Annotated in this window: 22 protein-coding genes; 14 read left to right on the top strand and 8 right to left on the bottom strand. The window is 73.7% G+C overall.

Going from position 1 to position 24,376, the window contains the following annotated elements:
• Nucleotides 1-16: 16 nt before the first annotated feature.
• The 3 genes from murC to ACZ4M5_RS00185 all read right to left on the bottom strand — a co-directional run bounded on the left by murC (nucleotide 17) and on the right by ACZ4M5_RS00185 (nucleotide 3,029).
• Nucleotides 17-1,402 carry a UDP-N-acetylmuramate--L-alanine ligase gene (murC, locus tag ACZ4M5_RS00195; RefSeq protein WP_467731432.1) on the bottom strand — a complete coding sequence of 462 codons (1,386 nt, stop codon included), beginning with the start codon at nucleotides 1,400-1,402 and terminating at the stop codon, nucleotides 17-19.
• A 96-nt stretch (nucleotides 1,403-1,498) separates the two neighbouring features.
• The gene (locus ACZ4M5_RS00190) at nucleotides 1,499-1,972 is read right to left on the bottom strand and encodes an indole-3-glycerol phosphate synthase (RefSeq protein ID WP_467731430.1); all 474 of its coding nucleotides are present in this window, start codon (nucleotides 1,970-1,972) and stop codon (nucleotides 1,499-1,501) included.
• A 244-nt stretch (nucleotides 1,973-2,216) separates the two neighbouring features.
• Entirely contained in the window at nucleotides 2,217-3,029 is an 813-nt protein-coding gene (locus ACZ4M5_RS00185) for a pyrimidine reductase family protein (protein WP_467731428.1), read from the bottom strand.
• Between the two features lie 37 nt (nucleotides 3,030-3,066).
• On the opposite strand from ACZ4M5_RS00185, the gene zapE reads away from it, so the two are divergent.
• The 12 genes from zapE (at nucleotide 3,067) to ACZ4M5_RS00125 (ending at nucleotide 15,307) form a co-directional block, all read left to right on the top strand.
• Nucleotides 3,067-4,164 (top strand): cell division protein ZapE, encoded by a 1,098-nt coding sequence (gene zapE, locus ACZ4M5_RS00180; RefSeq protein WP_467731426.1) that lies wholly within the window; start codon nucleotides 3,067-3,069, stop codon nucleotides 4,162-4,164.
• 197 nt (nucleotides 4,165-4,361) lie between these two features.
• Nucleotides 4,362-4,784, top strand: coding sequence for a hypothetical protein (locus ACZ4M5_RS00175; RefSeq protein WP_467731425.1), 423 nt, complete (start codon nucleotides 4,362-4,364; stop codon nucleotides 4,782-4,784).
• Nucleotides 4,785-4,862: 78 nt separating this feature from the next.
• Nucleotides 4,863-5,456: a carbonic anhydrase gene (locus ACZ4M5_RS00170; protein ID WP_467731423.1), complete on the top strand. Its 594-nt coding sequence runs from the start codon at nucleotides 4,863-4,865 to the stop codon at nucleotides 5,454-5,456.
• A gap of 2 nt (nucleotides 5,457-5,458) precedes the next feature.
• Nucleotides 5,459-6,964 carry a SulP family inorganic anion transporter gene (locus ACZ4M5_RS00165; RefSeq protein WP_467731421.1) on the top strand — a complete coding sequence of 502 codons (1,506 nt, stop codon included), beginning with the start codon at nucleotides 5,459-5,461 and terminating at the stop codon, nucleotides 6,962-6,964.
• Nucleotides 6,965-7,122: 158 nt separating this feature from the next.
• Complete coding sequence (locus tag ACZ4M5_RS00160; RefSeq protein ID WP_467732804.1) at nucleotides 7,123-7,977, top strand: slipin family protein; 855 nt, start codon at nucleotides 7,123-7,125, stop codon at nucleotides 7,975-7,977.
• A 90-nt stretch (nucleotides 7,978-8,067) separates the two neighbouring features.
• On the top strand, nucleotides 8,068-9,450 hold the full coding sequence (locus ACZ4M5_RS00155) for a PhoX family protein (RefSeq protein ID WP_467731419.1): 1,383 nt from the start codon (nucleotides 8,068-8,070) through the stop codon (nucleotides 9,448-9,450).
• A 292-nt stretch (nucleotides 9,451-9,742) separates the two neighbouring features.
• Complete coding sequence (locus ACZ4M5_RS00150; RefSeq protein WP_467731417.1) at nucleotides 9,743-11,266, top strand: FAD-dependent oxidoreductase; 1,524 nt, start codon at nucleotides 9,743-9,745, stop codon at nucleotides 11,264-11,266.
• Between the two features lie 62 nt (nucleotides 11,267-11,328).
• A complete protein-coding gene (locus ACZ4M5_RS00145; RefSeq protein ID WP_467731415.1) occupies nucleotides 11,329-12,183 on the top strand; it encodes a polysaccharide deacetylase family protein in 855 nt (284 codons plus the stop codon).
• Nucleotides 12,184-12,201: 18 nt separating this feature from the next.
• Nucleotides 12,202-12,420: a hypothetical protein gene (locus ACZ4M5_RS00140; protein WP_467731412.1), complete on the top strand. Its 219-nt coding sequence runs from the start codon at nucleotides 12,202-12,204 to the stop codon at nucleotides 12,418-12,420.
• A gap of 40 nt (nucleotides 12,421-12,460) precedes the next feature.
• A complete protein-coding gene (locus tag ACZ4M5_RS00135; protein WP_467731410.1) occupies nucleotides 12,461-13,180 on the top strand; it encodes an aminoacyl-tRNA hydrolase in 720 nt (239 codons plus the stop codon).
• A 111-nt stretch (nucleotides 13,181-13,291) separates the two neighbouring features.
• A complete protein-coding gene (locus tag ACZ4M5_RS00130; protein ID WP_467731408.1) occupies nucleotides 13,292-13,744 on the top strand; it encodes a DUF7144 family membrane protein in 453 nt (150 codons plus the stop codon).
• Nucleotides 13,745-13,912: 168 nt separating this feature from the next.
• Nucleotides 13,913-15,307 (top strand): MbnB/TglH/ChrH family RiPP precursor modification enzyme, encoded by a 1,395-nt coding sequence (locus tag ACZ4M5_RS00125; protein WP_467731406.1) that lies wholly within the window; start codon nucleotides 13,913-13,915, stop codon nucleotides 15,305-15,307.
• Here ACZ4M5_RS00125 and ACZ4M5_RS00120 read toward each other — a convergent pair.
• Genes ACZ4M5_RS00120 through ACZ4M5_RS00110 form a run of 3 tightly spaced genes read right to left on the bottom strand, consistent with a single transcriptional unit; the run spans nucleotide 15,304 to nucleotide 19,866 of the window.
• Nucleotides 15,304-16,782 (bottom strand): APC family permease, encoded by a 1,479-nt coding sequence (locus ACZ4M5_RS00120; RefSeq protein WP_467731404.1) that lies wholly within the window; start codon nucleotides 16,780-16,782, stop codon nucleotides 15,304-15,306. The genes ACZ4M5_RS00125 and ACZ4M5_RS00120 overlap by 4 nt on opposite strands.
• Nucleotides 16,779-18,350 (bottom strand): GMC family oxidoreductase, encoded by a 1,572-nt coding sequence (locus tag ACZ4M5_RS00115; RefSeq protein ID WP_467731402.1) that lies wholly within the window; start codon nucleotides 18,348-18,350, stop codon nucleotides 16,779-16,781. The genes ACZ4M5_RS00120 and ACZ4M5_RS00115 overlap by 4 nt, the downstream gene beginning before the upstream one ends.
• Nucleotides 18,351-18,399: 49 nt before the next feature.
• On the bottom strand, nucleotides 18,400-19,866 hold the full coding sequence (locus ACZ4M5_RS00110; protein ID WP_467731400.1) for an aldehyde dehydrogenase family protein: 1,467 nt from the start codon (nucleotides 19,864-19,866) through the stop codon (nucleotides 18,400-18,402).
• A gap of 261 nt (nucleotides 19,867-20,127) precedes the next feature.
• On the opposite strand from ACZ4M5_RS00110, the gene ACZ4M5_RS00105 reads away from it, so the two are divergent.
• Entirely contained in the window at nucleotides 20,128-20,898 is a 771-nt protein-coding gene (locus ACZ4M5_RS00105; protein ID WP_467731398.1) for a TIGR04222 domain-containing membrane protein, read from the top strand.
• Nucleotides 20,899-21,006: 108 nt separating this feature from the next.
• Here ACZ4M5_RS00105 and hemQ read toward each other — a convergent pair whose 3' ends face one another.
• Both hemQ and hemG read right to left on the bottom strand, forming a co-directional pair.
• Nucleotides 21,007-21,738, bottom strand: coding sequence for a hydrogen peroxide-dependent heme synthase (gene hemQ / locus ACZ4M5_RS00100; protein WP_467731396.1), 732 nt, complete (start codon nucleotides 21,736-21,738; stop codon nucleotides 21,007-21,009).
• 5 nt (nucleotides 21,739-21,743) lie between these two features.
• On the bottom strand, nucleotides 21,744-23,204 hold the full coding sequence (gene hemG, locus ACZ4M5_RS00095) for a protoporphyrinogen oxidase (RefSeq protein ID WP_467731394.1): 1,461 nt from the start codon (nucleotides 23,202-23,204) through the stop codon (nucleotides 21,744-21,746).
• Between the two features lie 156 nt (nucleotides 23,205-23,360).
• On the opposite strand from hemG, the gene ACZ4M5_RS00090 reads away from it, so the two are divergent.
• A complete protein-coding gene (locus ACZ4M5_RS00090) occupies nucleotides 23,361-24,359 on the top strand; it encodes a DUF4349 domain-containing protein (protein WP_467731392.1) in 999 nt (332 codons plus the stop codon).
• Nucleotides 24,360-24,376 lie beyond the last annotated feature (17 nt).

Below are 24,376 nucleotides of genomic sequence, written 5' to 3'. Positions count from 1 at the left end.
CTCCAGCCCCTCGGTTCTACAGACGGTCCAGGATCAGCGGGCCGAGGTCGGTGACGTCGCCCGCTCCCATGGTGAGAACGAGATCACCGGGCTTCGCCATTCCCGCGACCACCGCGGGGACGTCCGCCTTGTCGTGCACCGGCGTGACGTCGGCACCCGCGGCCCGGGCCGCCTCGATGATCAGCTCGCTGGTCACCCCGGGGATCGGGTCCTCGCGGGCCGGGTAGATGTCCAGCACCACGGACGCGTCCGCGAGGGCCAGCGACTGCCCCATCTCCTTGCCGAGCTCCTGGGTGCGGGAGAACAGGTGGGGCTGGAAGACGACCAGGATGCGGGCGTCGCCCGCCGCGGCGCGCATGGCCTCCAGGTCGGCCGTCATCTCGGTGGGGTGGTGCGCGTAGGAGTCGATCACCTGCACGCCCGCGGCCTCGCCCTTGAGCTGCAGCCGGCGCTTGACGCCCGTGTACGCGGCGATCGCGCCGGCCAGGCCGGCGGCCGGCACCCCGAGCGCCACGCCCGCGGCCAGGGCCGCGACCGCGTTGTGGGCGTAGTGCCGCCCGGGGACGGAGACCGTGAAGGTCAGCCGCTCGCCGTCCAGGTCGACGGTGACCTCGCTCTTCAGGCCCTGCGGCACGACGGACAGGATCCGCACCGCGGCGTCCGCGGACTCGCCGTAGGTCACCACCTTCACCCCGCGGCCGGCGACCCGCCGGGTCAGCTCCCGCGCGCCCTCGTGGTCGGCGGCGATCACCAGGGTGCCGCCCTCGGTGATCCGGTCCACGAACGTCTCGAAGGAGGCGTAGATCTCGTCCATCGACGCGTAGTTGGCGTGGTGGTCGAGCTCGACGTTGAGGACGATCGCCACCCCGGGCGCGTACTTGTGGAAGCTGCGGTCCGACTCGTCGGCCTCGGCGACGAAGATCTCGCCCTCGCCGTGCAGCGCGTTCGAGCCGGGCGCGTCCAGGTCGCCGCCGATCGCGTACGAGGGCTGCAGGCCCAGTTCGCTCAGCGACACGGCCAGCATCGAGGTGGTGGTGGTCTTGCCGTGCGTGCCCGCGACGGCGATCGGCCGCAGCCCGTCCATCAGCGCGGCGAGCGCGTCGGAGCGGTGCACGACGGGGATGCCCAGCTCGGCGGCGCGGGCCAGCTCGGGGTTGTCCTGCCGGATCGCCGAGGACACGACCACGCAGCTGGCGTCGTCGGCCAGGTGCGCGGCGGCGTGCCCGATGTGCACGGTCACGCCGAGCGCCCGCAGCGCCTCGGCCGTGGCCGACTCCTTGGCGTCGCTGCCCGCGACGACGGCCCCGCGCTGGGCGAGGATCTTCGCGATCCCCGACATGCCCGCCCCACCGATGCCGATGAAGTGCGGTCGGTCCATGGCGGTGGGAAGGCCGGGTGCCATGCGGTTCTCCAAGTGCGGCGTGACGGGTGTGGGCGGCCCCCACCTTATTTCAGCGGCGCCCGGGGCCGCGCCAACCCCGGACCGGTGCCGTGGGCTCTACGCCTTGCTGTGCGAGAACAGCTTGAGCACGGGCACGCCGACCTTGTGCCGGGCACGCGAGGCCCAGTCCCGGTGGAAGAACTCCTCCACGTAGTGCGGGTCGGTGAGCACGATCACCTCGTCCGCCCCGACCTCGGCGACCAGGGACTTCAGCGCGTCCAGCGGATGGTCCTCGATCAGCCGGCCCTGGGCCTGGCTCCCGGAGGCGCGCAGCGCGGCGAGGGACACCTCCAGCGCCCGCTGCCCCACGCTCAGCGCCTCCTCGCCCTCCGGGGTCTCGCCCTCGCGCACGGCCTCGTCCAGTTCGCCGAGCGCCACGTCGTCGATGGCCCGCAGCAGCCGGTCCGCCTGTTCGCCGCGCGGCTGGAGAAGCACCTGGAAGGTCACCTCCTCCTCGCCGTGCAAGGTCGTGACGAACTCCACGTCGGCGGACGTCAGGGCCTTCTCGATCATCAAAACGCTTGTGAACACCAGGCGCCCCTTCTGCTCCGGGGGCCTCGGGGCCCCACTCCTGCCTGGGCCGTGGCGGGCCCTGCGGAAACCATCCTGCCCCGTGATCGCACGGGTACTGCCGGATTCAGTGTGCCCTGCGGAAACCGAACAGAACGGAACATTCCGCTCACACCCGGTCCGGTGGCGGCCCTCTGCGCCGCCCGCGGACGAACCGGCGGCCGCACGCGCGGCCGCCGGCACCTTCTACCCCGGCTGCGGCGGTTCAGTGCGCCGCGGGCCTGCCGTACCGCGTGAAGAGGAAACCGTCCTCCTCCAGCATCGACAGCAGCGCGAAGCGGTGCGGGACGGTGACGGCCGGTCCGCCGGCGATGCGCTGCGCGTCGCCCGCGGTGAGCATCGGCGCGAGGGTCAGGCACAGTTCGTCGAGCGCCCCCGCCGCCACCAGCTGGCCCAGCAGGCGCGGACCGCCCTCGGTGAGCAGCCGGGTGTGGCCGAGAGCGGCCAGGGCCCGCACGGCCCGGGCGGGCTCGACGCCGACACCCTCCCCCGCGGTGACGACCCGGGCACCCGCCTTCTCCGCGGCGGCCACGCGGTCCTGCGGGGCCGCGGCGCCGGTGAGGACGAGCGTGGGCACCAGCGGGGAGGTGAACAGCGGCAGGGAGAAGTCCAGGTCGAGCCCGGCGGTGACGACCGCGATCGCCGGTGCGGGACCCTGGCCGGCCGCCTCCCGGGCGGCGGCGAAGTCGGCACGCGCGCGTGCGGGCCGGTACCCCTCCTGGCGCACCGTCTCCGCCCCGACGACCACGACGTCGGCCAGCGCCCGCAGCGTGCCGAAGATCCGCATGTCGGCCGCGCCGGAGATGGGCTGGGAGCGGCCGTCGTGCTGGGCGGCCCCGTCCAACGTGGACACCATGTTGGCCCGCAGGTACGGCACCGGTCCCTCGGGGCCCGGCTCGGGATAGGCGTAGGCGGCGGCCAGTTCGGCCAGGCTCCACTCCCGTCCGCTTCCCTCGCCGGACGCGCCGCCGGGCGCCGGAGCTGCTGTTTCATCGGTCACAGGGAACAGACGTCGCATGCCGTGCAGTGTTCCACGCGCCGTAGCATGGTGAACCGTGTCCTCTTCCCCCGCCGCATCCGGAACCGGCCCCGTGACCGACCCGGCCCCGCTGTCGCTGTGCGCCCGTGAGCCGCACGTGCCCGCGGACCGCCTGGTCGCCGAGATGGTGCCGCCGCCCCGGTTCGACTCCGTCCGCTTCAGCACCTACATCCCGGACCCGAACCAGCCCAGCCAGACCGAGGCCGTCGAGGTCCTGGAGGGGTTCGCGGCCGGGCTCGGCGGCGGCGCCGCCCCGGGCAGGCGGCGCCTGTTCGGTTTCGGCAGGGCGGCCCGGCAGGCCCCCTCGGGCCCGCGCGGCGTCTACCTCGACGGCGGCTACGGCGTCGGCAAGACCCACCTGCTCGCCTCCCTGTGGCACGCCACCCCCGCGGAACCCTCGCTGAAGGCGTTCGGCACGTTCGTGGAGCTGACCAACCTGGTCGGCGCCCTCGGCTTCCAGCAGACGGTGCGGACCCTGTCCGGCCACCGTCTGCTGTGCATCGACGAGTTCGAGCTCGACGACCCGGGCGACACCGTGCTGGTGTCCACCCTGCTCGGCAAGCTCGTCGAGGCGGGGGTCGCGCTCGCCGCCACGTCCAACACGCTGCCCGGCAAGCTCGGCGAGGGCCGGTTCGCCGCCGCCGACTTCCTGCGCGAGATCCAGGGCCTGTCGGCGCACTTCCGCGCCCTGCGCATCGACGGCGAGGACTACCGCCACCGCGGGCTGCCCGAGGCACCGCCGCCGTTCTCGGACGAGCAGGTGAGCGCCACGGCGCGCGCCACCGAGGGCGCCTCCCTCGACGCGTTCCCCGCCCTGCTGGAGCACCTGGCCCGCGTCCACCCCAGCCGTTACGGCGCCCTGACCGACGGGGTGAGGGCGGTGTGCCTCACCGGGGTACAGCCCGTGCCGGACCAGTCGACGGCGCTCAGGCTCGTCGTCCTCGCGGACCGCCTCTACGACCGTGAGGTGCCCGTGATGGCGTCGGGGCTGCCGTTCGACCGGCTCTTCAGCGAGGAGATGCTGAAGGGCGGCTACCGCAAGAAGTACTTCAGGGCCATATCCCGGCTCACCGCCCTCGCCCGTGACGCGGGCACCTTGGCCGACTCCGGGTGACCGTCGCCCCAGCCGTGCACCGACGAGCGTGAGGTGGGCGCCGCTTCAGGCCAGCCACCCACGATTTTCAGGCTCTCTTCAGCCGGAAACATTAAGTTAACCCTGCAAACAACTTTGCAGGGTTAATGTTGTTTCTTGACCAGCAGTTGACCAACTGCCGGTCCGCGCCGAGCGTGTGACGCGGTGAAGGGGGGCGCATGTTCCGAGGTACGACGGTGCGGGCCCTGATGTCGGTCCTCGCCACCGCCGCGCTGACCCTCCTGCTGTTCGCACCCTCGGCATCGTTCGCATCCGCGCACACTTTCCGTGAAACCCAGGCCAAGGCCGCCCCCGGAGCCACACCTCCCGCCGCCTTCCCGGGCCCCGCGAGCACCCCCGCCGGACAGGCCCTGCGGGACGAGACGACCTCGTGCCGCGCAGCACACCCCGGGGACCCGACCGGTCCCCTGCGCACCCGTGCCCGGTCCCACCCCGCCGACCGCGCACCCTCGGCGTCCGGCCGGCCGCTGCCGCCGCACGTCACGCCGGCGACGGCCGAACCGGCCCGCGGCATCACCGCGCCCGCCTCCAGACCCCCGGTGCCCCACACCCCGGCGACGCTGCAGGTCTTCCGCTGCTGAGCCGCGGAGCACTCCCCCCACCCTTCGTCATGCCCGTCCGACGCGCCCCCACTGCGCGCCAGGAGGATTCATCACGCCATGCAGCCCCTCATCGACAACGCCCGCACGTTCGGACAGCGCCCTGAGGAGTTCGCCCGCCTCGCCGAGGGCCAGTCCCCCGACGTGCTGTTCATCACCTGCTCCGACTCCAGGGTCGTGCCGGCCCTGATCACGGGCGCCCGTCCCGGCGAGCTCTTCGAGCTGCGCACCGCGGGCAACGTCGTCCCCCCACACACCCTCGGTCACCCCACCGCGGAGGCCGCCACCATCGAGTACGCCGTCGACGTGCTCGGCGTCCGGCACATCGTGGTCTGCGGCCACTCCCACTGTGGCGCCGTCGGCGCCGTGGTGCGCCACGACGACCTCACCGCCGTACCCGCGGTGCGTGACTGGCTCGCCCATGCCTGTGACGAGCCCACGTGCTCCGACCCCGACGACCCGGCGGTCGCGGAGGCCGTACAGCACCATGTGCTCGCGCAGTTGACGCGGCTGCGTTCCCACCCGTGCGTCGACAAGCGCCTCCAGGCGGGCGATCTCCGGCTGCACGGCTGGTACTACGAGGTCCACACCGGCGTGGTGCGGGAGCACCGCGCGGAGTCCGACACGTTCGAGACGCTCCGAGGAGGCCGGTGACCATGGTGTCCGCAACGTCGAAGTTCCCTCATCTGAGGCAGGACTTCCTCGCCTCCATCGTCGTCTTCCTGGTCGCGGTGCCGCTCTGCGTCGGGGTGGCGGTCGCCTCCGGCGTCCCCGCCGAGCTCGGTCTCGTCACCGGCATCGTGGGCGGGATCGTCACCGGGCTGCTGCCCGGCAGCAGCCTCCAGGTGTCCGGGCCCGCCGCCGGTCTCACCGTGCTGGTCTTCCAGGCCGTCACCGAGTTCGGCGTGGCCGCGCTCGGGGTGATCGTGCTGCTCGCCGGACTGCTCCAGCTCGCCATGGGCTTCCTCGGCATCGGCCGCTGGTTCCGCGCGATATCCGTCTCGGTCGTCGAGGGCATGCTCTGCGGCATCGGGCTGGTGATCATCGCCGGCCAGATCTACGCGGCGGCGGGTCTGAAGGCCCCGGAGTCCGGGCTCGGCAAGATCGCGGGTCTGCCCGGGGCGTTCATCGACGCGTTCGGCAGCACCAAGGCCCTGGCCTCCCTCGCGATCGGTGCGGGCACCGTCGCCGTCATCGTGCTGTGGAAGAAGATGCCCAGGGCCGTCCGGACCGTGCCCGGCGCCCTCGCCGCGGTCGTCCTGGCCACGGCCGTCACGCTCGCCTTCGGGCTGCCCGTCGCCACCGTCCGGGTGGAGGGCCTGCTCGGGGTGGTCCAGCCGCCCGGGGCGGACGCCTTCGGCGAGCTGGCGAGCCCGGCGATCTGGGGCACGATCGTCGCGTTCGCGCTGATCGCCTCGGCGGAGAGCCTGTTCAGCGCGGCGGCCGTGGACCGGCTGCACGACGGTCCGCGCACCGAGTACAACAAGGAGATGATCGCCCAGGGCGCGGGCAACACCCTGTGCGGCCTGCTCGGCGCGCTGCCGATGACCGCGGTCATCGTGCGCAGCTCCGCCAACGTGAGCGCGGGCGCCCGGACCAAGGCCTCCCGGGTGCTGCACGGCGTGTGGCTGCTGCTGTTCGCCGCCGCCATGCCGTGGGCCCTGGCACTGATCCCGATTCCCGCGCTGGCCGGCATCCTCGTGCACGCCGGCTGGAAGCTGATCCCGTTCCGCCAGGTCATGGCGCTGTGGCGGGATCACAAGGGGGAGGCGCTGATCCTGGTGATCACGGCCGTGTCGATCGTCACGGTGAACATGTTCGAGGGTGTGCTCATCGGTCTGGCCCTGTCGGTCGTCAAGACCGCCTGGGACGCCTCGCACGTCAAGCTCGACATCATCGACAAGGGCGCCGGGCCGATCCAGGTGTACCTGTCGGGCAACGCGACCTTCCTGCGGCTGCCGAAGATCCTGGACAGCCTGGAGTCCCTCCCGCAGGACCGTCCCGTCGAGCTGGACCTCTCGGGCCTGCACCACCTGGACCACGCCTGCCGCACGGCCCTGGAGAGCTGGGCCGTGCGGCACAGCACCGCGGGCACCGAGCCGGTGAAGGTCACCCAGGGCGAACCGGCCACGCCCCCGGCCCAGGAGGTCACCCCCGCCTAGCCGCCCTCCTCCCCCGGCCCGGGGTGCGCGCGACGGCCTCCGCGCGCACCCCGGGCCGGCCCGCGTCCGGCCCGGGCCGCCGGGGCATGGCCTCGCCCCCAGGTGCGGGCATATCGTTGCAGAAAGGCACGAACCCGGACCTCGAACGGGAGGTCGGCATGGTCGAAGAGCTGATCGCCGCCGCGGCGGCGGTGGGCGCGGGCGCCCTGGTGTACGTGGCCTCGGCGGCGCGCGTGGTCAAGCAGTACGAGCGCGGTGTGGTCTTCCGCCTCGGCCGGCTGCACGGCGACGTGCGGCGGCCCGGCTTCACCCTGGTCGTCCCGGCGGTCGACCGGATGCGCAAGGTCAACCTGCAGATCGTGACCATGCCGGTCCCCGCCCAGGAGGGCATCACCCGCGACAACGTGACGGTGCGGGTCGACGCGGTCGTGTACTTCAAGGTGGTGGACCCCGCCGCCGCGGTCGTCAACGTCGAGGACTACCGCTTCGCCGTCTCGCAGATGGCCCAGACCTCGCTGCGCTCGATCATCGGCAAGAGCGAGCTGGACGATCTGCTGTCCAACCGCGAGAAGCTCAACCAGGGCCTGGAGCTGATGATCGACAGCCCGGCCGTGGAGTGGGGCGTGACCATCGACCGCGTGGAGATCAAGGACGTCTCCCTGCCGGACACCATGAAGCGCTCGATGGCCCGCCAGGCCGAGGCCGACCGCGAGCGGCGGGCCCGGCTGATCAACGCCGACGCCGAGTACCAGGCGTCCAAGAAGCTGTCCCAGGCCGCCCAGCAGATGGCCGACACGCCCTCGGCCCTGCAGCTGCGGCTGCTGCAGACGGTGATGGCCGTCGCGGCGGAGAAGAACTCCACGCTGGTGCTGCCCATCCCGGTGGAACTGCTGAGGTTCCTCGAGAGGGGCGCTCATGAGGGTGGTTCGCAGGCGGCCGTGGAGGACACTCTCGACCGCACCGAGCAGGCCGGCCAGGCCCTGGAGGAGCTGCGGCGCTCCGTCGAGGGGTGACCCGCCCGGCCCGCGTGGTTCCCGCCGCCCGCACCAGGTGGTAGACACAGCGGGATCACAGTTCCTGTCCGCCAGCAGGAAGGTTTTCCCATGACCGAAACCGGTCGTTCCGCCACACGACGTCAGGTGCTCGCCGGGACGGGCGCCCTGGGCGTCGGGATCGCGTTCTCCGGCGCCCTCTCCGAACTCTTCGCCGGTACCGCCGCCGCCCAGACCCTCGGCCGCACCGGCTACGGCCCGCTCGTCCCCGACCCGAAGGACGTCCTCGATCTGCCGGAAGGTTTCCGCTACCGGATCCTCTCCCGCGAGGGGGACCGGCTCCGCTCGGGCGAGGGCGACGTCCCCTCCAACCACGACGGCATGTCGGCCTTCGCCGGCCGGGGCGGCCGGGTCCACCTCGTCCGCAACCACGAGAACCGCGCCAACGGCAAGATCCCCGTCCCGACGGTCGAGGGCCTCACCTACGACCCGGCCGGCAAGGGCGGCTGCACGGCGCTGACGCTGGACTCCCGCAACCACGTCCTGTCGGAGCGCGTCGCGATCGCCGGCACGGCCGTGAACTGCGCGGGCGGCCCCACCCCCTGGGACACCTGGCTGACCTGCGAGGAGACCGAGGACAAGGCCGGCACCAACGGCTACACCAAGGACCACGGCTTCATCTTCGAGGTCGACCCGGTCGATCCGCACCGCACCGGGGCCGTGCCGCTGACCGCGATGGGCCGCTTCCAGCACGAGGCGATCGCCGTCGACCCGCGCCGGGGCGTGGTCTACGAGACGGAGGACGCCTTCGACAAGCCCTTCGGCCTGTTCTACCGCTTCCTGCCGAGAAAGCCGCTGGGCGGCCGGGGTTCGCTGCGCGCGGGCGGCCGGCTCCAGGCGATGCGGGTGCCGGGCGTGCCCGATCTGTCGACCGTCCAGGAGATCGGCGCGGAGTTCGACGGCATCGAGTGGGTGGACGTACCCGACCCGCTGGCCGCGCAGACGCCCATCCGGTTCCAGGACTTCGGCCGCAAGGGCATCACGCACGCGCAGAAGCTGGAGGGCTGCTACTGGGGCGGCCGGTCGGTGTACTTCGTGTCGTCCTTCGCGCACCGGTCGGACGGTTCGGCCGCCGACCACTACGGGCAGGTCTGGCGTTACGACCCGGAGCGCCACCGGCTGACCCTGGTGATCGTCTTCGGCCCGGACACCGACGTGCAGATGCCGGGCGAGTCACCGGACAACATCTGCCTCGCGCCCAGCGGCGGCCTGATGGTCTGCGAGGACGGCGACGGCGCCCAGCACGTCTTCGGCGTGACCCGGCGCGGCCAGGTCTACCCGATGGCCCGCAACCGGCAGAACATCGGCACTCCCGGGGAACCGGAGTGGGGTGAGTTCGCCGGCGTGACCTTCTCCCCCGACGGCGAGACGATGTACGTCAACTGCTACACGCCGGGAACGACGTTCGCGGTGACGGGACCCTGGCGCCGCTAGCCGGGGGACCGCTTCGGTACGAGGGGCGCCGGGTGCCCGGCCCGGCGCCCCGGTACGACCGTCCGGGCGCCGAACCGTGGGGCCCCGCGGCACGCAAGGGTGGCCCGGGTGCGCGAACCGGCCGCTGAGGGAGATGGATCCGCAGGACCCGGAGCCGGACTTCGACGTGGCCGAGTGCCGCCGTCGACCGCTCGGTCAGGCGTGATCCGGCCGGCCGGGCGCCCGCGGAGTCCCGGCTGTAAAGCGGCGCAGTCCGGCACTGACGCGGGCCGGCCGGGGTACTCGATGGCCCATGAGCGAGAAGCAGCAGGTCAGGGGCTCGTACTGGCTCGAGACGGCACCGGAGGGCCGGCACCCGGCGCTGGCGGAGGACCTCGACGTCGACGTGGCGGTGATCGGCGCCGGGATCGCGGGGCTGTGCACCGCGTGGGAACTGGCCCGGGCCGGGCGCAGCGTCGCGGTCCTGGAGGCCGGGCGGGTCGCCGCCGGGGTCACCGGGCACACCACCGCCAAGGTCACCGCCCAGCACTCCCTGGTCTACGACAGGCTGCGCCGCACGCGCGGTCCCGAAGGGGCCCGCCTGTACGCCCGCTCCCAGTCCGAGGCGATCGAGCACGCGGCCCGCGTGGCCGCCGAGCTGGGTGTCGACTGCGACTGGGAGACCCGCAGCGCCTACACCTACGCCAGTGACCCGAGCCGGGTGGAGGAACTGCGGGCCGAGGCGCGTGCCGCGGCCGAGGCGGGGTTGCCGGCCTCGTTCGTCACGGACACCGGGCTGCCCTTCGAGGTGGCCGGCGCGGTCCGGGTCACCGGGCAGGCGCAGTTCCATCCGCGCAAGTACCTGCTGGCCCTCGCCGCCGATCTCGCCGGGCACGGCGGGCGGATCTTCGAGGACACCACCGTCCTCGGCATGGAGGAGGGCGAGCCCTGCCGGCTGTCGACCTCGACCGGGGCGGCCGTGCGCGCCCGGGACGTGGTCGTCGCGACGCACTACCCGATCTTCGACCGGGCGCTGCTGTTCACCCGGCTGACCCCGAAGCGGGAGCTGGTCGTCGCCGGGACCCTCCCGGCCGGGCAGGACCCCGACGGCATGTACATCACACCCGACGAGAACACCCGCTCGGTCCGCACGGCGCCCTACGAGGGGGGCGGGGACCGGCGGCTGCTCATCGTCACCGGGGAGCACTTCACACCGGGCACGGGCGACACCCGGGCCCGTTTCGAGCGCCTCACCTCCTGGGCCACCGGGCACTTCCCCGGCCTGGAGGTCACGCACCACTGGGCGACACAGGACAACACCCCGACCGACACCGTGCCGATGGTCGGCCCGCTGCACCCGGGCGCCCGGCACTCCTACGTGGCCACCGGCTTCGGCGGCTGGGGCATGACCGGCGGCATCATGGCGGGGCGTCTGCTCGCTGCGCAGATCACCGGCGAGGAGTGCGCGTGGAGCGGGCTGTACGACCCGCGCCGGGTGAAGCCGGCCGTGCGGGAGGCACCGTCCTTCCTGAAGACCCAGGCCAAGGTGGCCGGGCACTTCGTGGGCGACCGGCTGCGGCCGTCGCCGCCGGTGGAGTCCCTGCCGCCCGGCGAGGGCGCCGTGGTCCGCGCCGGCGGTCACCGGGTCGCGGTCTACCGGGACGACGACGGAGCCCTGCACGCGGTGTCCGCGCGCTGCACCCACCTGGGCTGCCTGGTCGACTTCAACGCCGCCGAACGGGCCTGGGAGTGCCCCTGCCACGGCTCGCGTTTCGACACCGACGGCAGGGTGATCCAGGGCCCGGCGACCAAGCCGCTGGACAAGCGCGACATCTGACGGCCGGGTGACACCGACGGCCGTCACGCATAGCGGGACGCTCCCGGTCACATCTTCATACGGTGAGCGTCCCCCTGTGCCGCCCCGCTCTGCGCCGCGCCGCCGCCCTGTGCGCCCTGACCGCGACCCTCGCCGCCTGCGGCGCCGACCGGCCACCGCGTCCCGCCTCCACCGCCGTGCAGGTGCCGGCGCCGCCGGCGAAGCCGCCGACCCTCGCACCCGGCCCCGCCGGCCTGACCCCCGTCTTCGAGCACGGGCCCCGCACCCGCGGCGCGACGGTGGCGCTCACCTTCGACGCCGACATGACCGCCGGACAGGGGGAACGGGCGGCGGCGGGCGAGCGCTTCGACCATCCCCGGCTCATCGCGACCCTGCGGGCGCTGAAGGTCCCGGCCACCGTGTTCATGACCGGGCGGTGGGCCGAGGAGTACGCCGACCAGGCCCGCTCCATCGGCCGGGACCCGCTGTTCGAGGTCGCCAACCACTCCTACAGCCACTACGCCTTCACCGGCGACTGCTACGGACTGCCCGAGGTGGCGGCCCCGCGCATGCGGCCGGACGTGGAGCGCGCGTACGCCGCGCTCCGCACGGCGGGCGTGCCCAACCCGATGCCCTACTTCCGCTTCCCCGGCGGCTGCTACGACCGGCGGGCCCTGAAGGCGCTGGCCCCGGCCGGGGTGACCGCCGTGCAGTGGGACGTCGTCGGCGGTGACGCCTTCGAGACCGACCCGGACGTGGTGGTCCGGCAGGTCCTGGACGGGGTGCGGCCGGGGTCGGTGGTGGTGCTGCACTGCACGCGCAGTGCCGCCCCCGCGACCGAGCGGGCGGTGCGCCGGATCGTGCCCGGGCTGCGGCAGCGGGGCTACCGGTTCGTGAAGGTGTCCGACCTGATCCGCACCTCGGACGATCACCGCTGACCGTCCTACGCTGGAGGCATGAGCGAGGACGACGACTACTGCCTGATCGACGCGGCCAGGCCGCCCCGGGCGGACGGGCCGCCGTACGCGATGGGGGTCCCCCCGCTCGAGCGCAGCCGAGAGCGGGGGAGTGTGTTGTGCCGGGAGCCGACGGAGTACCCGGAGTCGTACAAGGGCATCACCTACTGCCCCACCTGCGAGTGGCGCGAGGCCGAACGCACGTCCTGCTCGGGCTGAGCGCACATTCGTACGATCTTCCGGCTGGCAGACTGGGAGCGTGAGCGCAGATCCGACGCCCGTGAGCGACAGTCCCTTCCGGTCCGATTCTTCTCCGCGTGACGAGGCGCCGCAGTTCGTGCTGCCGCTGGTCGTGCGGATCGAGCGGGCGGACCCGCCGGCGCGGACCGACGCGCTGGAGACGGCCGCCCGGGCCGTGCTGATGATCCTGGCCGACGAACGGTCGGTGGGCGACGGCGAGTGGGCCCCGGCCGTGCGGGACTGGCAGGACGCCCGGATCCGCAAGGTCGTGCGCCGGGCGCGGGGTGCCGAGTGGCGGCGGGCCGGGGCCCTGCCGGGGATCACGGTGACCGGCAAGTCCGCCGAGGTGCGGGTCTTCCCGCCGGTCCCCCTGGACGGCTGGCCGAAGGACCTCGCCCGGCTCCAGGTCTCCGGCACCGACCTGGACGATCCGCAGGAGCCGGCCGGCGCCGACCCGGACGCCGTCGTGCTGTGGCTGAACCCGGAGCTCGGCATGTCGGCCGGCAAGGCGATGGCCCAGGCCGGCCACGGCGCGCAGCTGGCCTGGTGGGAGCTGTCCGGTCCCGAGCGGGCCGCCTGGCGGGACGCCGGCTTCCCGCTGGCCGTGCGCACGGCCGACCCCGTCCGCTGGTCCGCACTGACCACCGCGGGGCTGCCCGTGGTCCGGGACGCCGGGTTCACGGAGATCGCGCCCGGCTCGTGCACGGTCGTCGCCGACCATCCGGCGCTGCGCCGGTAGCGGGACGCGGTGCGGCCGGCGGCCACCACCCGTTCGGAGCAATCGCGGGAGCGCCGGACGCGGCCGGGTGCTCCAGTGGGGTTACAGACAACCCCGACGCAGGAGGCAGCCATGACCAGCGCCGCGCCCCCACCCTCCGCCCCTCCCGCCGACGACCGGAAGCCGGGCGGCTCCGGCGGCTCCGGCGACCCGTGGGCGGCCGGCGGTCTCGCCCTCGGCGCCACCCTGATGATCGTCTACGGCTTCTTCGCGATCTTCCAGGGCATCGCGGCGATCGCCAACGACGAGGTGTACACGAGCTTCGGCGACTACGTCTTCGAGTTCGACCTCACCGCGTGGGGCTGGATCCACCTGATCGTCGGCCTGCTCGTGATGATCGCCGGGTTCGGCCTGTTCACCGGCGCGACCTGGGCGCGGGCCGTCAGCGCGGTCGTGGTCGGCCTGGCGCTGATCGCGAACTTCCTGTGGCTGCCGTACCAGCCGTTCTGGTCGATCATCATGATCGTGACCGGCCTGTTCGTCCTGTGGTCGGTGTTCAACTACCACCCCTCGCGCAGGGTCTAGCGCCCCGGCGGGTCAGGGGGACGGTGGTCGCCGGTCGCGTCCGGCGGCCACCGCGCGCGTCGAACCTCAAATGTTGCTCTGAAGCCGGACCGGGGAGGGTTCGGGCGCGAGCGGCTGGGCCATACCCCCGTCACGTCCGGGGATCGGCCGGGTGGAGGAGGGGGAACGATGGAACGACTGGGGACGGGCATCGGGTGGCGGCCGGAGATCGCGGACGCCGTGGAACGCATGCCGGGCATCGACTGGGTCGAGGCCGTGGCCGAGAACGTCTGCCCCGGGCATCTGCCCGAGTCGCTGCTGCGGCTGCGCGAGCGCGGCGTCACCGTGGTGCCGCACGGTGTCTCGCTGGGCCTCGGCGGCGCGGACCGGCCCGACCCCGGCCGGCTGGCCGCGCTCGCCGAACGGGCCCAGGTCCTGGGGTCCCCGCTGGTCACCGAGCACATCGCGTTCGTCCGGGCCGGCGGCGCACTGACCGCCACGCCGCATCTGGAGGCCGGTCACCTGCTGCCCGTGCCGCGCACCCGTGACGCTCTGGACGTGCTGTGCGCGAACGTGCGGATCGCGCAGGACGCCCTGCCGGTGCCGCTGGCCGTCGAGAACATCGCCGCGCTGCTGGCCTGGCCGGGCGAGGAGATGACGGAGGGCCAGTTCCTGTACGAGCTCGCGGACCGCACGGGCGTGCGGCTCCTCATCGACGTGGCCAACCTGCACACCAACCACGTCAACCGCGGCGAGGACCCGGCCAAGGCCCTCGCCGAGCTGCCCCTGGAGGCCATCGCGTACGTGCATGTCGCCGGCGGTTTCGAACGCGACGGCGTCTGGCACGACAGTCACGCCCATCCCGTCCCGCGGCCGGTCCTGGACATCCTGACCGACCTGGCCTCCCGGGTCTGCCCGCCGGGTGTCCTGCTGGAGCGCGACGAGAACTTCCCGGCCCCGGCGGAACTGGAGGGCGAACTGGCCGCCGTACGCCGGGCCGTGGAGGCGGGAGCGGTGCAGCGGGTGAAGACCGAGGTAGGCACCCCTGCCCACGCGCGCGCCGTACCCCGTCCCGGCGAGGCGTCCCTGCCGGTGGGCGGCCCCGCCGGGGGGCCTGGGGCCGGGGCGTCGGGGGGCGCCTCCGGTCCGGGGGCCGCCGACGGTGCGGACGAGGCGCGGGGGCGGCTCGGGCTCGCGCAGACCGCGCTGCTGTCGGCGCTGGTCGCGGGGACGCCCGTGCCCGAGGGGTTCGACCGGGTGCGGATCGGTGTGCAGGCGCGGGCACTCGCCGCCAAGCGGGCGGACGTCGTCGCGAAGGTCGCGCCCGAACTGCCGGAGATCCTCGGCCCGCGGTACCGCCCGGCGTTCCTCGGGTACGCGCAGGCCCGGCCGATGACCGGCGGCTACCGGCGCGACGCCCTGTCCTTCGCCGGGCACCTGCTCTCCGCCGGGCTGCCGGACGACGCCGCGGCCCGGCGGGAACTGCGCGAGTGGTGGCTGGACCGGTCGGGGCCGAAGCCGCGTTCCCGCCGCCCGGCGCACCGGCTGGCCCGCGCCACGCGCAGGGTGCTGCTGCGGCGCTAACGCCCGGCCGTGCCGCTCTCCTCGGGCACCGCGTCACCCGCGGCCGCGTCGCCGCGGCCGTAGTGGTGCGTGGTGAACATGTACAGCAGCCCCGTGCCCAGCACGACCGCGCCGCACAGCAGGACGATCCAGTTCTCCCACCACGGCTTCTCGGGGCTACGGGCCCAGCAGATGTTGACGATGGCGAAGATCCCGTAGGCCAGCGCCCCGACGTTCACGGCCGTGCCCCAGCGGCCCAGGGTGAACTCCCCCGCCGGGCGCCAGCCCTTGAGCCGGGCGCGCAGGGCGGCCAGGACGACCATCTGGAACGAGGCGTAGATGCCGAGGATCGCGAACGAGACGATGTTGGTCAGCGCGTCCTCGGACAGCAGCGAGGCGAACGCGATCAGCAGCGGGACGGCCGCGGACACGAACAGCGCCCAGCTGGGCACCGCACGGGCGTGGACGAACCGCCGCAGCAGCCGGTGTCCGACGATCATCTCGTCCCGGGCGTAGGAGTAGATGAGCCGCCCGGCCGCGGCCTGGAGGCTGATCGTGCAGGACAGGAAGGAGATGAGCACCACGGCCATCACCAGCCGGGCCCCGGTCTCGCCCATGGCGTCGTACAGCACGTTCACCACCGGGTCGGCCACCTCACCGGAGATGATCGCGTTGAAGTCCGTGACCGACAGCAGAAGCGACATGCAGGTGAACGTGGCCGCGGCGCCCCCGATGTAGATGGTGCGCCGCATCGCACGCGGGATGACGCGCCCCGGGTGGGCGACCTCCTCCGCGGTGTCTCCGCAGGCCTCGAAACCGTAGTACTGGTAGAAGCCGATGATGGCGGCCGCCAGGAACGCCGGCAGGTAGGAGCCGTTCTCCTCGATCCCGTAGGTGTCGAAGATGATGCCCACGTTGTGGTGGCGGTGGGTGGACAGCAGGTAGATGCCGACGACGAGGGCGCCGATGAGCTCGCCGCCGAAGCCGATGATGGCCGCCGCCGACAGGGCCTTGGTGCCCATGTAGTTGATGAGGATGGCGACGACGATGAGCACGGCGGTGCACAGCACTGTGGTGTGCACCGTGGCGTCGAAGCCGAAGAGGATGGCGATGTAGGGGCCGGCGCCGTAGGCGACGGAGGTGATGGTCACCAGCAGCGCCCACATGTACACCCAGCCGGTCATCCATGCCCAGCGCCTGCCCCACAGCCGCCGGGCCCAGGGGTAGACGCCGCCCGCGATCGGATACTGGGCGACGATCTCCCCGAAGATCAGCGCGACGAGGAACTGGCCGCACCCGGCCAGCACGAACGCCCAGATCATCGGCGGGCCGCCGTCGACGATCGCGATGCCGAAGAGGGTGTAGGTGCTCACCACCGGGGACAGGTACGTGAAGCCGAGGGCGAAGTTCGCCCACGGGCCCATGTCCTTGCGGAACTCGGAGCCGCGCTCGCCCTCGGGGACGGGTCCGGAGGCGGCGGCGGAGGGCTGGGTCACCGCAGGGTTCCCTGCTCGGCCGGACCCGGGCGGCCGGTGACGAGGTCCGCGGCCCGTTCGGCGGCCAGCAGCACGGTCACCATCGGGTTGATGGTGGGCATCGTCGGGAACACCGACGCGTCCACGATCCGCACGCCCTGCGCGCCCAGCAGCCTCAGGTCCGGGTCGCAGACGGCCATCGGGTCGTCGGGTGAGCCCATGCGGCAAGTGCCGGCCGGGTGGTAGACGGTGTGCGCGGCGCGCCGGCCGTACTCGGACAGGTCGGCGTCCGAGACGACGTCCGGGCCGGGGGCGACCTCCCGGACCAGCCAGTCGCGCAGCGGGGCGGTCGCGGCCACCTCGCGGGCCACCTTCAGCCCGTCCACGATGGTGCGCTCGTCGTGGCCCTCCGGATCGGTGAAGTAGCGGAAGTCCAGGGCCGGATGCTCTGCGGGGTTGCTGCTGCGCAGCCACATCCGTCCCGTGGAGCGGGCGCGCGGCACGTTCGGCGTCATGCACACCCCGTACGGCGGCACCGGGTAGCCGAGGCGTTCGGTGTTGACGGTGAACGGCACCTGGTAGAAGTGGAACATCAGGTCGGGGCGCGGCTGTCCCTTGTCGCGGCGCAGGAACAGGCCCGCGTCGGAGTCCATCGCGGAGTTGGGCGGCAGCGGGCCGGCGGTCTCCCAGACGATGACGGACTCGGGGTGGTCCAGCAGGTTCTCGCCGACGCCGGGCAGGTCGATCCGGACGTCGATGCCGAGCGCGCGCAGGTCGTCGGCGGGGCCGATACCGGACAGCATCAGCAGGCGCGGGGTGTCGATGGCGCCCGCGCACAGCAGCAGTTCGCGCTCGGCGCGGACGGTGGCGGGTTCGCCGTCGGCGCCCCGGACCGCGACGCGGGTCAGCCGTCCGGACGCGTCGGGGACGATGCGGTGGGCCCAGGTCTCCAGCAGCAGCGTGAGGTTGGGCCGGTGCAGCACCGGGTGCAGGTAGGCGACGGACGCGGAGGAGCGCAGGTTGCCCTCCGGCTGGTAGGCCAGGGAGAAGAAGCCGGCACCGTCGGCGAAGGGCTCGGCGTTGAAGTCGTCGACGACCGGGACGCCGAGGGCGCGGGAGGCGGCGGTGACGAAGTCCTCGGCGATGGGATTGCGGTCGGCCTCGGCCACCGGGACGATCTCGGTCTGCAGCCGCTGCCGGTAGGGCAGGATCGTGGCCGGGTCCCAGCCGGCGCATCCGCGGCTCACCCAGTCGTCGAGGTCCTGCGGCAGCGGCAGGAAGCTGATCAGGGTGTTGTGCGAGGAGCAGCCGCCGAGGACGCGGGCCCGGGAGTGCAGGATGTGCGAGTTGCCGCGGGGCTGCTCCACGGTGGTGTAGCCGTAGTCGAACTCCGAGCCGAGCAGGTTGATCCAGTTGCGCAGGCGCAGGATGCGCTCGTCGCCGACGTCACTGGGGCCGCCCTCGATGACGCAGACGCGGCAGTCGGGGTCCTCGCTGAGCCGGGCGGCGAGCACGCAGCCTGCGGTGCCGCCGCCGACGATGACGTAGTCGTAGGCGGACTCGGCGCCGTGCGCGGGAGGGGTGGCCATGCGGTGCCTTTCTCGGGGTGCGGTGCGGGGCGGTGGTGCCGGACGCGGGTCAGCCCTTGAACCAGCCGGAGGGTGCGGGGGCGAGGTTCTGGTAGATGTGCTTGGCCTCCTGGTACTCGCGCAGTCCGGTGGGGCCGAGCTCGCGCCCGACGCCGGAGCGGCCGAAACCGCCCCACTCGGCCTGCGGCACGTACGGGTGGAAGTCGTTGATCCACACCGTGCCGTGGCGCAGCCGCTGGGCGACGCGCTGGGCGCGGCTCGCGTCAGAGGTCCACACGCCGCCGGCCAGTCCGTAGCGGGTGTCGTTGGCCAGGCCGACGGCCTCGTCCTCGGTGGCGAAGCGCTCGACGGTGACGACCGGGCCGAACACCTCCTCCTGGACGATCCGCATGGAGCGGTGGCAGTCGGCGAAGATCGTCGGCAGCAGGAAGAAGCCGCGGCTGAGGGCGGGGTCCTTCGGCCGGGTGCCCCCGGTGACGAGGCGGGCGCCCTCCTCCCGGCCGAGTGCGATGTAGCCCTCGACCTTCTCGCGGTGCTCGGCGGAGCTGAGCGGGCCGCTCTCGGTGCCGTCCTCCATGCCGTCGCCCAGGCGGATGGCCTGGGCGCGGCGGGCGAGGGCGTCGACGAACCGGTCGTGCAGCTCCTCCTGGACGAGCAGCCGGGAACCGGCGGAGCAGACCTGGCCGGAGTGCAGGAACGCGGCGTCGAGCGCGTAGTCGACGGCGGCGTCGAAGTCGGCGTCCGCGAACACGATGTTGGGGTTCTTGCCGCCCAGTTCCAGGGCGATGTTCTTCGGGCCGCCGGCGGCCGCGGCCATGATCCGGCGGCCGGTGGCGAGGCCGCCGGTGAAGGACACCAGGTCCACGTCGGGGTGGTCGGTCAGGGCGGCGCCGACGGTCGCGCCCGAGCCCAGCACGAGGTTGGCGACGCCGGGCGGGGCGCCGGCCTCCTCGATGAGGCGCATCATCATGACCGTGGTCAGGGGGGTGGTCTCGCTGGGCTTGAGCACGAAGGTGTTGCCCGCGGCGAGCGCCGGGGCGACCTTCCAGGAGGCCTGCAGCAGCGGGTAGTTCCAGGGGGCGATGAGCGCGCACACGCCGACCGGCTGGTAGACGACGCGGCTGAGGACGCCGGGGCCGACGTCGACGACCCGGCCGCCGTCCTTCCCGGCGAGCTCGGCGAAGTAGCGGAAGGCGTTGGCCACGTCCTCGACGTCGATCCGCGCCTCGGTCAGCGTCTTGCCGGTGTCGAGGGTCTCGGTGCGGGCGATGTCCTCACGGTCGCGCAGGAGCAGGTCGTGCACGCGCAGCAGCAGGTCGGCCCGCCGGCGGGAGGGGGCCTCCGGCCAGTCGCCCTGGTCGAAGGCCCTGCGGGCGGCGGTCACGGCCCGGTCGACGTCGGTGGCGTCCGCCTCGTCGACGGTGGTGACGACGGAGGCGTCGTAGGGATTGATCACGTCACGGCGGCCGCCGGCCGCCGCCCGGGTCCACTCGCCGCCGATGTACAGCTCACCCACCGCGGGGCCTCCTTCGCTCTCGGCCGTGAGCCGTTCGGCTCGACCGTCAGCAACATGGCCCATGGGAGGGGCGGCGGCCACGGGACGCACCGCCGCGGCGGGGTGCGGACGGTGGCAAAGGACCCGGGTGGGCTAGTGGCCGAACTCCCCGTGCGGGCGCCCCGGGCAGAGGTGGAACGGAACGTCACATCCCGGCAACACTGCGTCCGTATCGTGGACGAGGCATGGTGTTCTCCCGACGGCGTCACATACAAACGACATATGCTCTGGGTCCTTCTCCTCCTGGCGGCCTGGGCCGTGGCCGGTACGGCGTGCACCCGCCTGTGTCTGGCGGCCGTGCGGGCCGCGGCCGGTGGCACCGACACCGGCCGGGACCGCGAACTCACCCTGTACGAGGCGGCGTTCCTCTCCGGCGGGCCCCGGCGGGTCGCCGACGTGACGCTGGTGGCGATGGCCCGTCAGCGCCGGCTGCTGCTGGCCCACACCGGCTGGGCCACGGTCGTCGACCCGCGGGGGCGGGACGACATGGAGCGCTCGGTGATAGGGGCCATCGGCCCCGAGGGGCAGTGCCGCATCGCGCCGGTGCGCACCACGGCCGCCGCGGCGGAGGCAGTGCGGGGCATCGCCGACGGGCTGGTCCGCGCGGGCCTCGCGGTGCCCGACAGCGCGCGTACGACGGTGGCTTCGGCGGTCCGTCAGGTGCGCCGGGCCGCCCTGGCCGTCCTCGGTCTCGGGTTGCTCGCGCTGCTGGTGCCGGTCCCGCCGGACCTGCCGCGGCACCTGGTGGCGCTGTGGTTCGCGCTGCCGCTGACCCTCGCCCTGAGCTGCCTCGCCGTCGCCCGGATCGAGGTGCACCCGTACGCGCGCTGGGCCTCCCCGGCCGGTCAGCGGCTGCTGGGCGCCCTGCCCCGCACCGCGGACGGCGCCGCCGACGACCGTGCGTACCTCACGTCCGTGGCCGTGCGCGGCGTCCACGCGGTCGGCGAACCGGAATTGCGCGCGGCCTTCGCGCAGCGGCAGGCGCGCGGCTGACGCGGCCGGGGGCGCAGGGAGGCATGGCCCCGGGCAGCGGCGGACGGTGCCCGCCTTCCCCGCGGGCGGCCCCGGACGGACCCGGGACCGCCGTGCGGGTCGGCTGGGTCAGGCCAGGCCGGCGACCAGGTCGGCGATGTCCTTGCGGCGGCCCGTGTAGAAGGGCACCTCCTCGCGGACGTGGCGGCGGGCCTCCGAGCCGCGCAGGTGGCGCATGAGGTCGACGATGCGGTACAGCTCGTCGGCCTCGAAGGCGAGGATCCACTCGTAGTCGCCCAGGGAGAACGAGGCGACGGTGTTGGCGCGCACGTCCGGGAAACCGCGGGCCATCTTGCCGTGGTCGGCGAGCATGCGGCGGCGGTCCTCGTCGGCCAGCAGGTACCACTCGTAGGAGCGCACGAAGGGGTAGACGCTGACGTAGTCGCGGGGCGTCTCGTCGGCGAGGAACGCCGGGATGTGCGAGCGGTTGAACTCGGCGGGGCGGTGCAGCGCCATGTTCGACCAGACGGGCTCCAGGGCGCGGCCCAGCTTGGTGCGGCGGAAGAGGTTGTACGCCTCCTGCAGGGCGTCGCTGGTCTCCGCGTGCCACCAGATCATGACGTCGGCGTCGGCGCGCAGGCCCGACACGTCGTAGGTGCCGCGGATCGTCACGTCCTTCGCGGCGAGCTGGTCGAACAGCTCCCGGACCTCGTCGGCGTACCCGGCGCGGTCCTCGGGCAGGACGTCCTTCAGCTTGAAGACGGACCAGAGCGTGTAGCGGATGACCTCGTTGAGGTCCTTGGCCAGCTTGCCCTTGTTCGGGATCCTGCCGGGTTCGGTGGTGGAGGCGTCGTCACTCATGTCCCTCATTCTCCCGCTCCGCCGTGCAGGCTCTGCACCGGGTGCGCGGTGAGCTGCTGCACACCCCGCAGGTCGCCGTGGACCTGGTCCACGGCGGCGCGGGCGCTCGCGATGCAGGCCGGGATGCCCACGCCGTCGTACGGGGCGCCGCACACGGCGAGGCCGGGCAGCGCGGCGACGTGCTCGCGGATGCGGGCCACCCGCGCGTGGTGCCCGACCGGGTACTGGGGCAGGCCGCCGTCCCAGCGGGTGACCCGGGTGGCGACGGGCGCGGCCTCCAGCCCGGTCGCCTCCTTCAGGTCCCTGCGGGAGACCTCGACCAGTTCGGCGTCGTCGCGCTCGAGGACCTCCGTCTCGCCGTGGCGTCCGACGGAGGTGCGCACCAGGAGCAGACCGGGATTCTCCTCGGCGATCCAGCCCCACTTGTGCGAGGCGAAGGTGGACGCCTTGATGGTGCGTCCGTCCACCGGCGGCACCAGGAAGCCGCTTCCCTCGGGCAGGGCCGCCTCGCCGCGGCGGTAGGCCAGGGTGACCAGGGCCATGGAGGCGTACTCGACGGCGTCGAGCTCGGCGGCGGCCGCGGGGCTCTCCTCGCGCAGCAGCCGCGCCGCGGCCGGGGCGGGGACGGCGACGATCACGGCGTCCGCCCGCCAGGTGCGCTCGGCGGAGGCCACCTCCCAGTCGCCCTCGGGGGTGCGGCGCAACCGCGTCACCGGCGTGCCGGTGAGGATCTCGCCCCCGCGGGCGCGGACGGACTCGGCGACCGCGAGCGGCAGGGTGCCCACGCCGCCGCGCAGGCCCGTGAACACCGGGCCGGTCTGCCGGGCGGCGGCCGCCCGCTGCTGGATCTCCCGCACGCCCTCCGTCAGGGAGGTGTGGGTCCGGGCGGCCTGGAAGAGCTGGGGGACGGCCGAGCGCAGGGAGATGCGGTACGCGTCGCCCGCGTAGACACCGCCCAGCAGTGGTTCCACCAGCCGGTCCACGACCTCGCGGCCGAGGCGGGCCGCCACGTACTCGCCCACCGCCACGTCCTCCCCCACCTCCGTGCGGGGCAGTTCGGCGTCGCGTCCGATGCGGGCCAGGCCCTCCTCGGACAGCACGCCGGACAGGGCGGCGGCGGTGCCGGGCACGCCCATCACATGACCCTTGGGCATGGGCCGCAGCGCGCCCCGGGTCCACAGGGAGGCCGTCGCGGTGGCCGGCGGCTGGAGGTGGTCCGTGAGCCCGACCTCGCGGGCGAGCTCCACCGCCTCGGGACGGCGGGCCAGCATCGACTCGGCGCCGAGGTCCACGCGCGCCCCGGCGACCTCGCCGGGCAGCAGCTTGCCGCCGACCCGGCCGGAGGCCTCCAGCACGGTCACCCGCGCCCCGCGTTGCAGCAGCCGGTGCGCGGCGGCCAGCCCCGCGATGCCCGCCCCGACGACGACGACCCGACCCGTGCCCTCGCGGGCGTGAACTTCGCGCATGACCCCAGCCTCTCAGACCCCGCCGGGTGTGCCGCCGCGCCCCGGTGTCCGTCCCGAGTCCCGGCCGTGACCGCATCGGAACCGTCCCGCGCCGAACGCCCGCGCCCGCCCGGGCGTCGAAGAGGCGTCAGGCGAATCGACCCGGGGGATGCCCGCATGCGCACACGACGACCCGTACGACACTCCGCCCCGCCGCCGGCCGCGCTGTTGCTGGCCGCCGCCCTGGCGCTCACCGGGTGCAGCGGCGCCGGTGACGACTCCGGCGGCAAGTCGGCCGGCGACCGGGGGGCCGCCGCGCCCCGGTACGACGGCAAGGCCCCCGGTGACGCCGGCGGCGAGGCCGGGGCGGGCGGCGCCGCGAACGGCGCCCGGGCGACCGCTGCGCCGAAGCTCACCGGCAGCGCCGTCATCCGCACCGCCGAGCTGACCGTGCAGGTCGAGGACGTCCCGAAGGCCCTGGACCGGGCACGCGCCCGCGCCGAGGAGGCGGGCGGCTACGTCGGCAACGAGACCACCACCCGCGACGGGGAGGGCCGTGAGCGCACCCGCGTGGTGCTGCGCGTGCCCGTGGAGAAGTACGAGGAGGTCCTCACCGACCTGGAGGGCTCGGGCAGGCTCCTGGAGCGCAGCGCCAAGGCGCAGGACGTCACCGACCAGGTGGTGGACGTGGAGAGCCGCATCAGGACGCAGCGGGCGAGCGTGGCGCGCATCCGGGAGCTGATGGACCGGGCGACCAAACTCAGTGACGTCGTCACCCTGGAGGGGGAACTGAGCACCCGCCAGGCCGACCTGGAGGCGCTGCTCGCCCGGCAGGCGTCCCTGAAGGACCGCACCAGCCTGGCCACCGTCACCCTGTCCCTGTCCCGCACGCCGGTGGCGCAGGCGGCCGAGGACGACGACCCCGGGTTCCTCGACGCGCTCGCGGGCGGCTGGCACGCGTTCTCGACCATGCTGCGCTGGCTGGCCGTCGCCCTCGGCGCGGTCCTGCCGTTCGCCGCGGCCGCGGCGGCCCTGCTGCTGCTGTGGCTGCGGGTCGTCCGCCCGCGCCTGCCGCGCCGCCCCGGGCCCGCTCCGGCGGCGGGCCCTGCGGGTCCGCTGCCCACGGCCCGTCCGGTGCCCGCGTCCGAAACCCGGCAGCCGGGCGGGCGGGACTGAAATGCCCTGCTCCCGTA

The sequence above is a fragment of the Streptomyces sp. NPDC026246 genome (assembly GCF_055567995.1).
Note: the sequence above shows the minus strand (reverse complement) of the source record. Positions and strands in the feature narration are given on the sequence as shown.

Bases quoted from the DNA above. Each gene is read 5' to 3' on its own strand.
- ACZ4M5_RS00185 (WP_467731428.1), bottom strand. From the start codon at position 3,029: ATGCGACGTCTGTTCCCTGTGACCGATGAAACAGCAGCTCCGGCGCCC.
- murC (WP_467731432.1), bottom strand. From the start codon at position 1,402: ATGGCACCCGGCCTTCCCACCGCCATGGACCGACCGCACTTCATCGGC.
- ACZ4M5_RS00140 (WP_467731412.1), top strand. From the start codon at position 12,202: ATGAGCGAGGACGACGACTACTGCCTGATCGACGCGGCCAGGCCGCCC.
- ACZ4M5_RS00165 (WP_467731421.1), top strand. From the start codon at position 5,459: ATGGTGTCCGCAACGTCGAAGTTCCCTCATCTGAGGCAGGACTTCCTC.
- ACZ4M5_RS00155 (WP_467731419.1), top strand. From the start codon at position 8,068: ATGACCGAAACCGGTCGTTCCGCCACACGACGTCAGGTGCTCGCCGGG.
- ACZ4M5_RS00130 (WP_467731408.1), top strand. From the start codon at position 13,292: ATGACCAGCGCCGCGCCCCCACCCTCCGCCCCTCCCGCCGACGACCGG.
- ACZ4M5_RS00160 (WP_467732804.1), top strand. From the start codon at position 7,123: ATGGTCGAAGAGCTGATCGCCGCCGCGGCGGCGGTGGGCGCGGGCGCC.
- ACZ4M5_RS00170 (WP_467731423.1), top strand. From the start codon at position 4,863: ATGCAGCCCCTCATCGACAACGCCCGCACGTTCGGACAGCGCCCTGAG.
- ACZ4M5_RS00105 (WP_467731398.1), top strand. From the start codon at position 20,128: ATGCTCTGGGTCCTTCTCCTCCTGGCGGCCTGGGCCGTGGCCGGTACG.
- hemQ (WP_467731396.1), bottom strand. From the start codon at position 21,738: ATGAGTGACGACGCCTCCACCACCGAACCCGGCAGGATCCCGAACAAG.
- ACZ4M5_RS00090 (WP_467731392.1), top strand. From the start codon at position 23,361: ATGCGCACACGACGACCCGTACGACACTCCGCCCCGCCGCCGGCCGCG.
- ACZ4M5_RS00150 (WP_467731417.1), top strand. From the start codon at position 9,743: ATGAGCGAGAAGCAGCAGGTCAGGGGCTCGTACTGGCTCGAGACGGCA.
- hemG (WP_467731394.1), bottom strand. From the start codon at position 23,204: ATGCGCGAAGTTCACGCCCGCGAGGGCACGGGTCGGGTCGTCGTCGTC.
- ACZ4M5_RS00115 (WP_467731402.1), bottom strand. From the start codon at position 18,350: ATGGCCACCCCTCCCGCGCACGGCGCCGAGTCCGCCTACGACTACGTC.
- ACZ4M5_RS00125 (WP_467731406.1), top strand. From the start codon at position 13,913: ATGGAACGACTGGGGACGGGCATCGGGTGGCGGCCGGAGATCGCGGAC.
- ACZ4M5_RS00175 (WP_467731425.1), top strand. From the start codon at position 4,362: ATGTTCCGAGGTACGACGGTGCGGGCCCTGATGTCGGTCCTCGCCACC.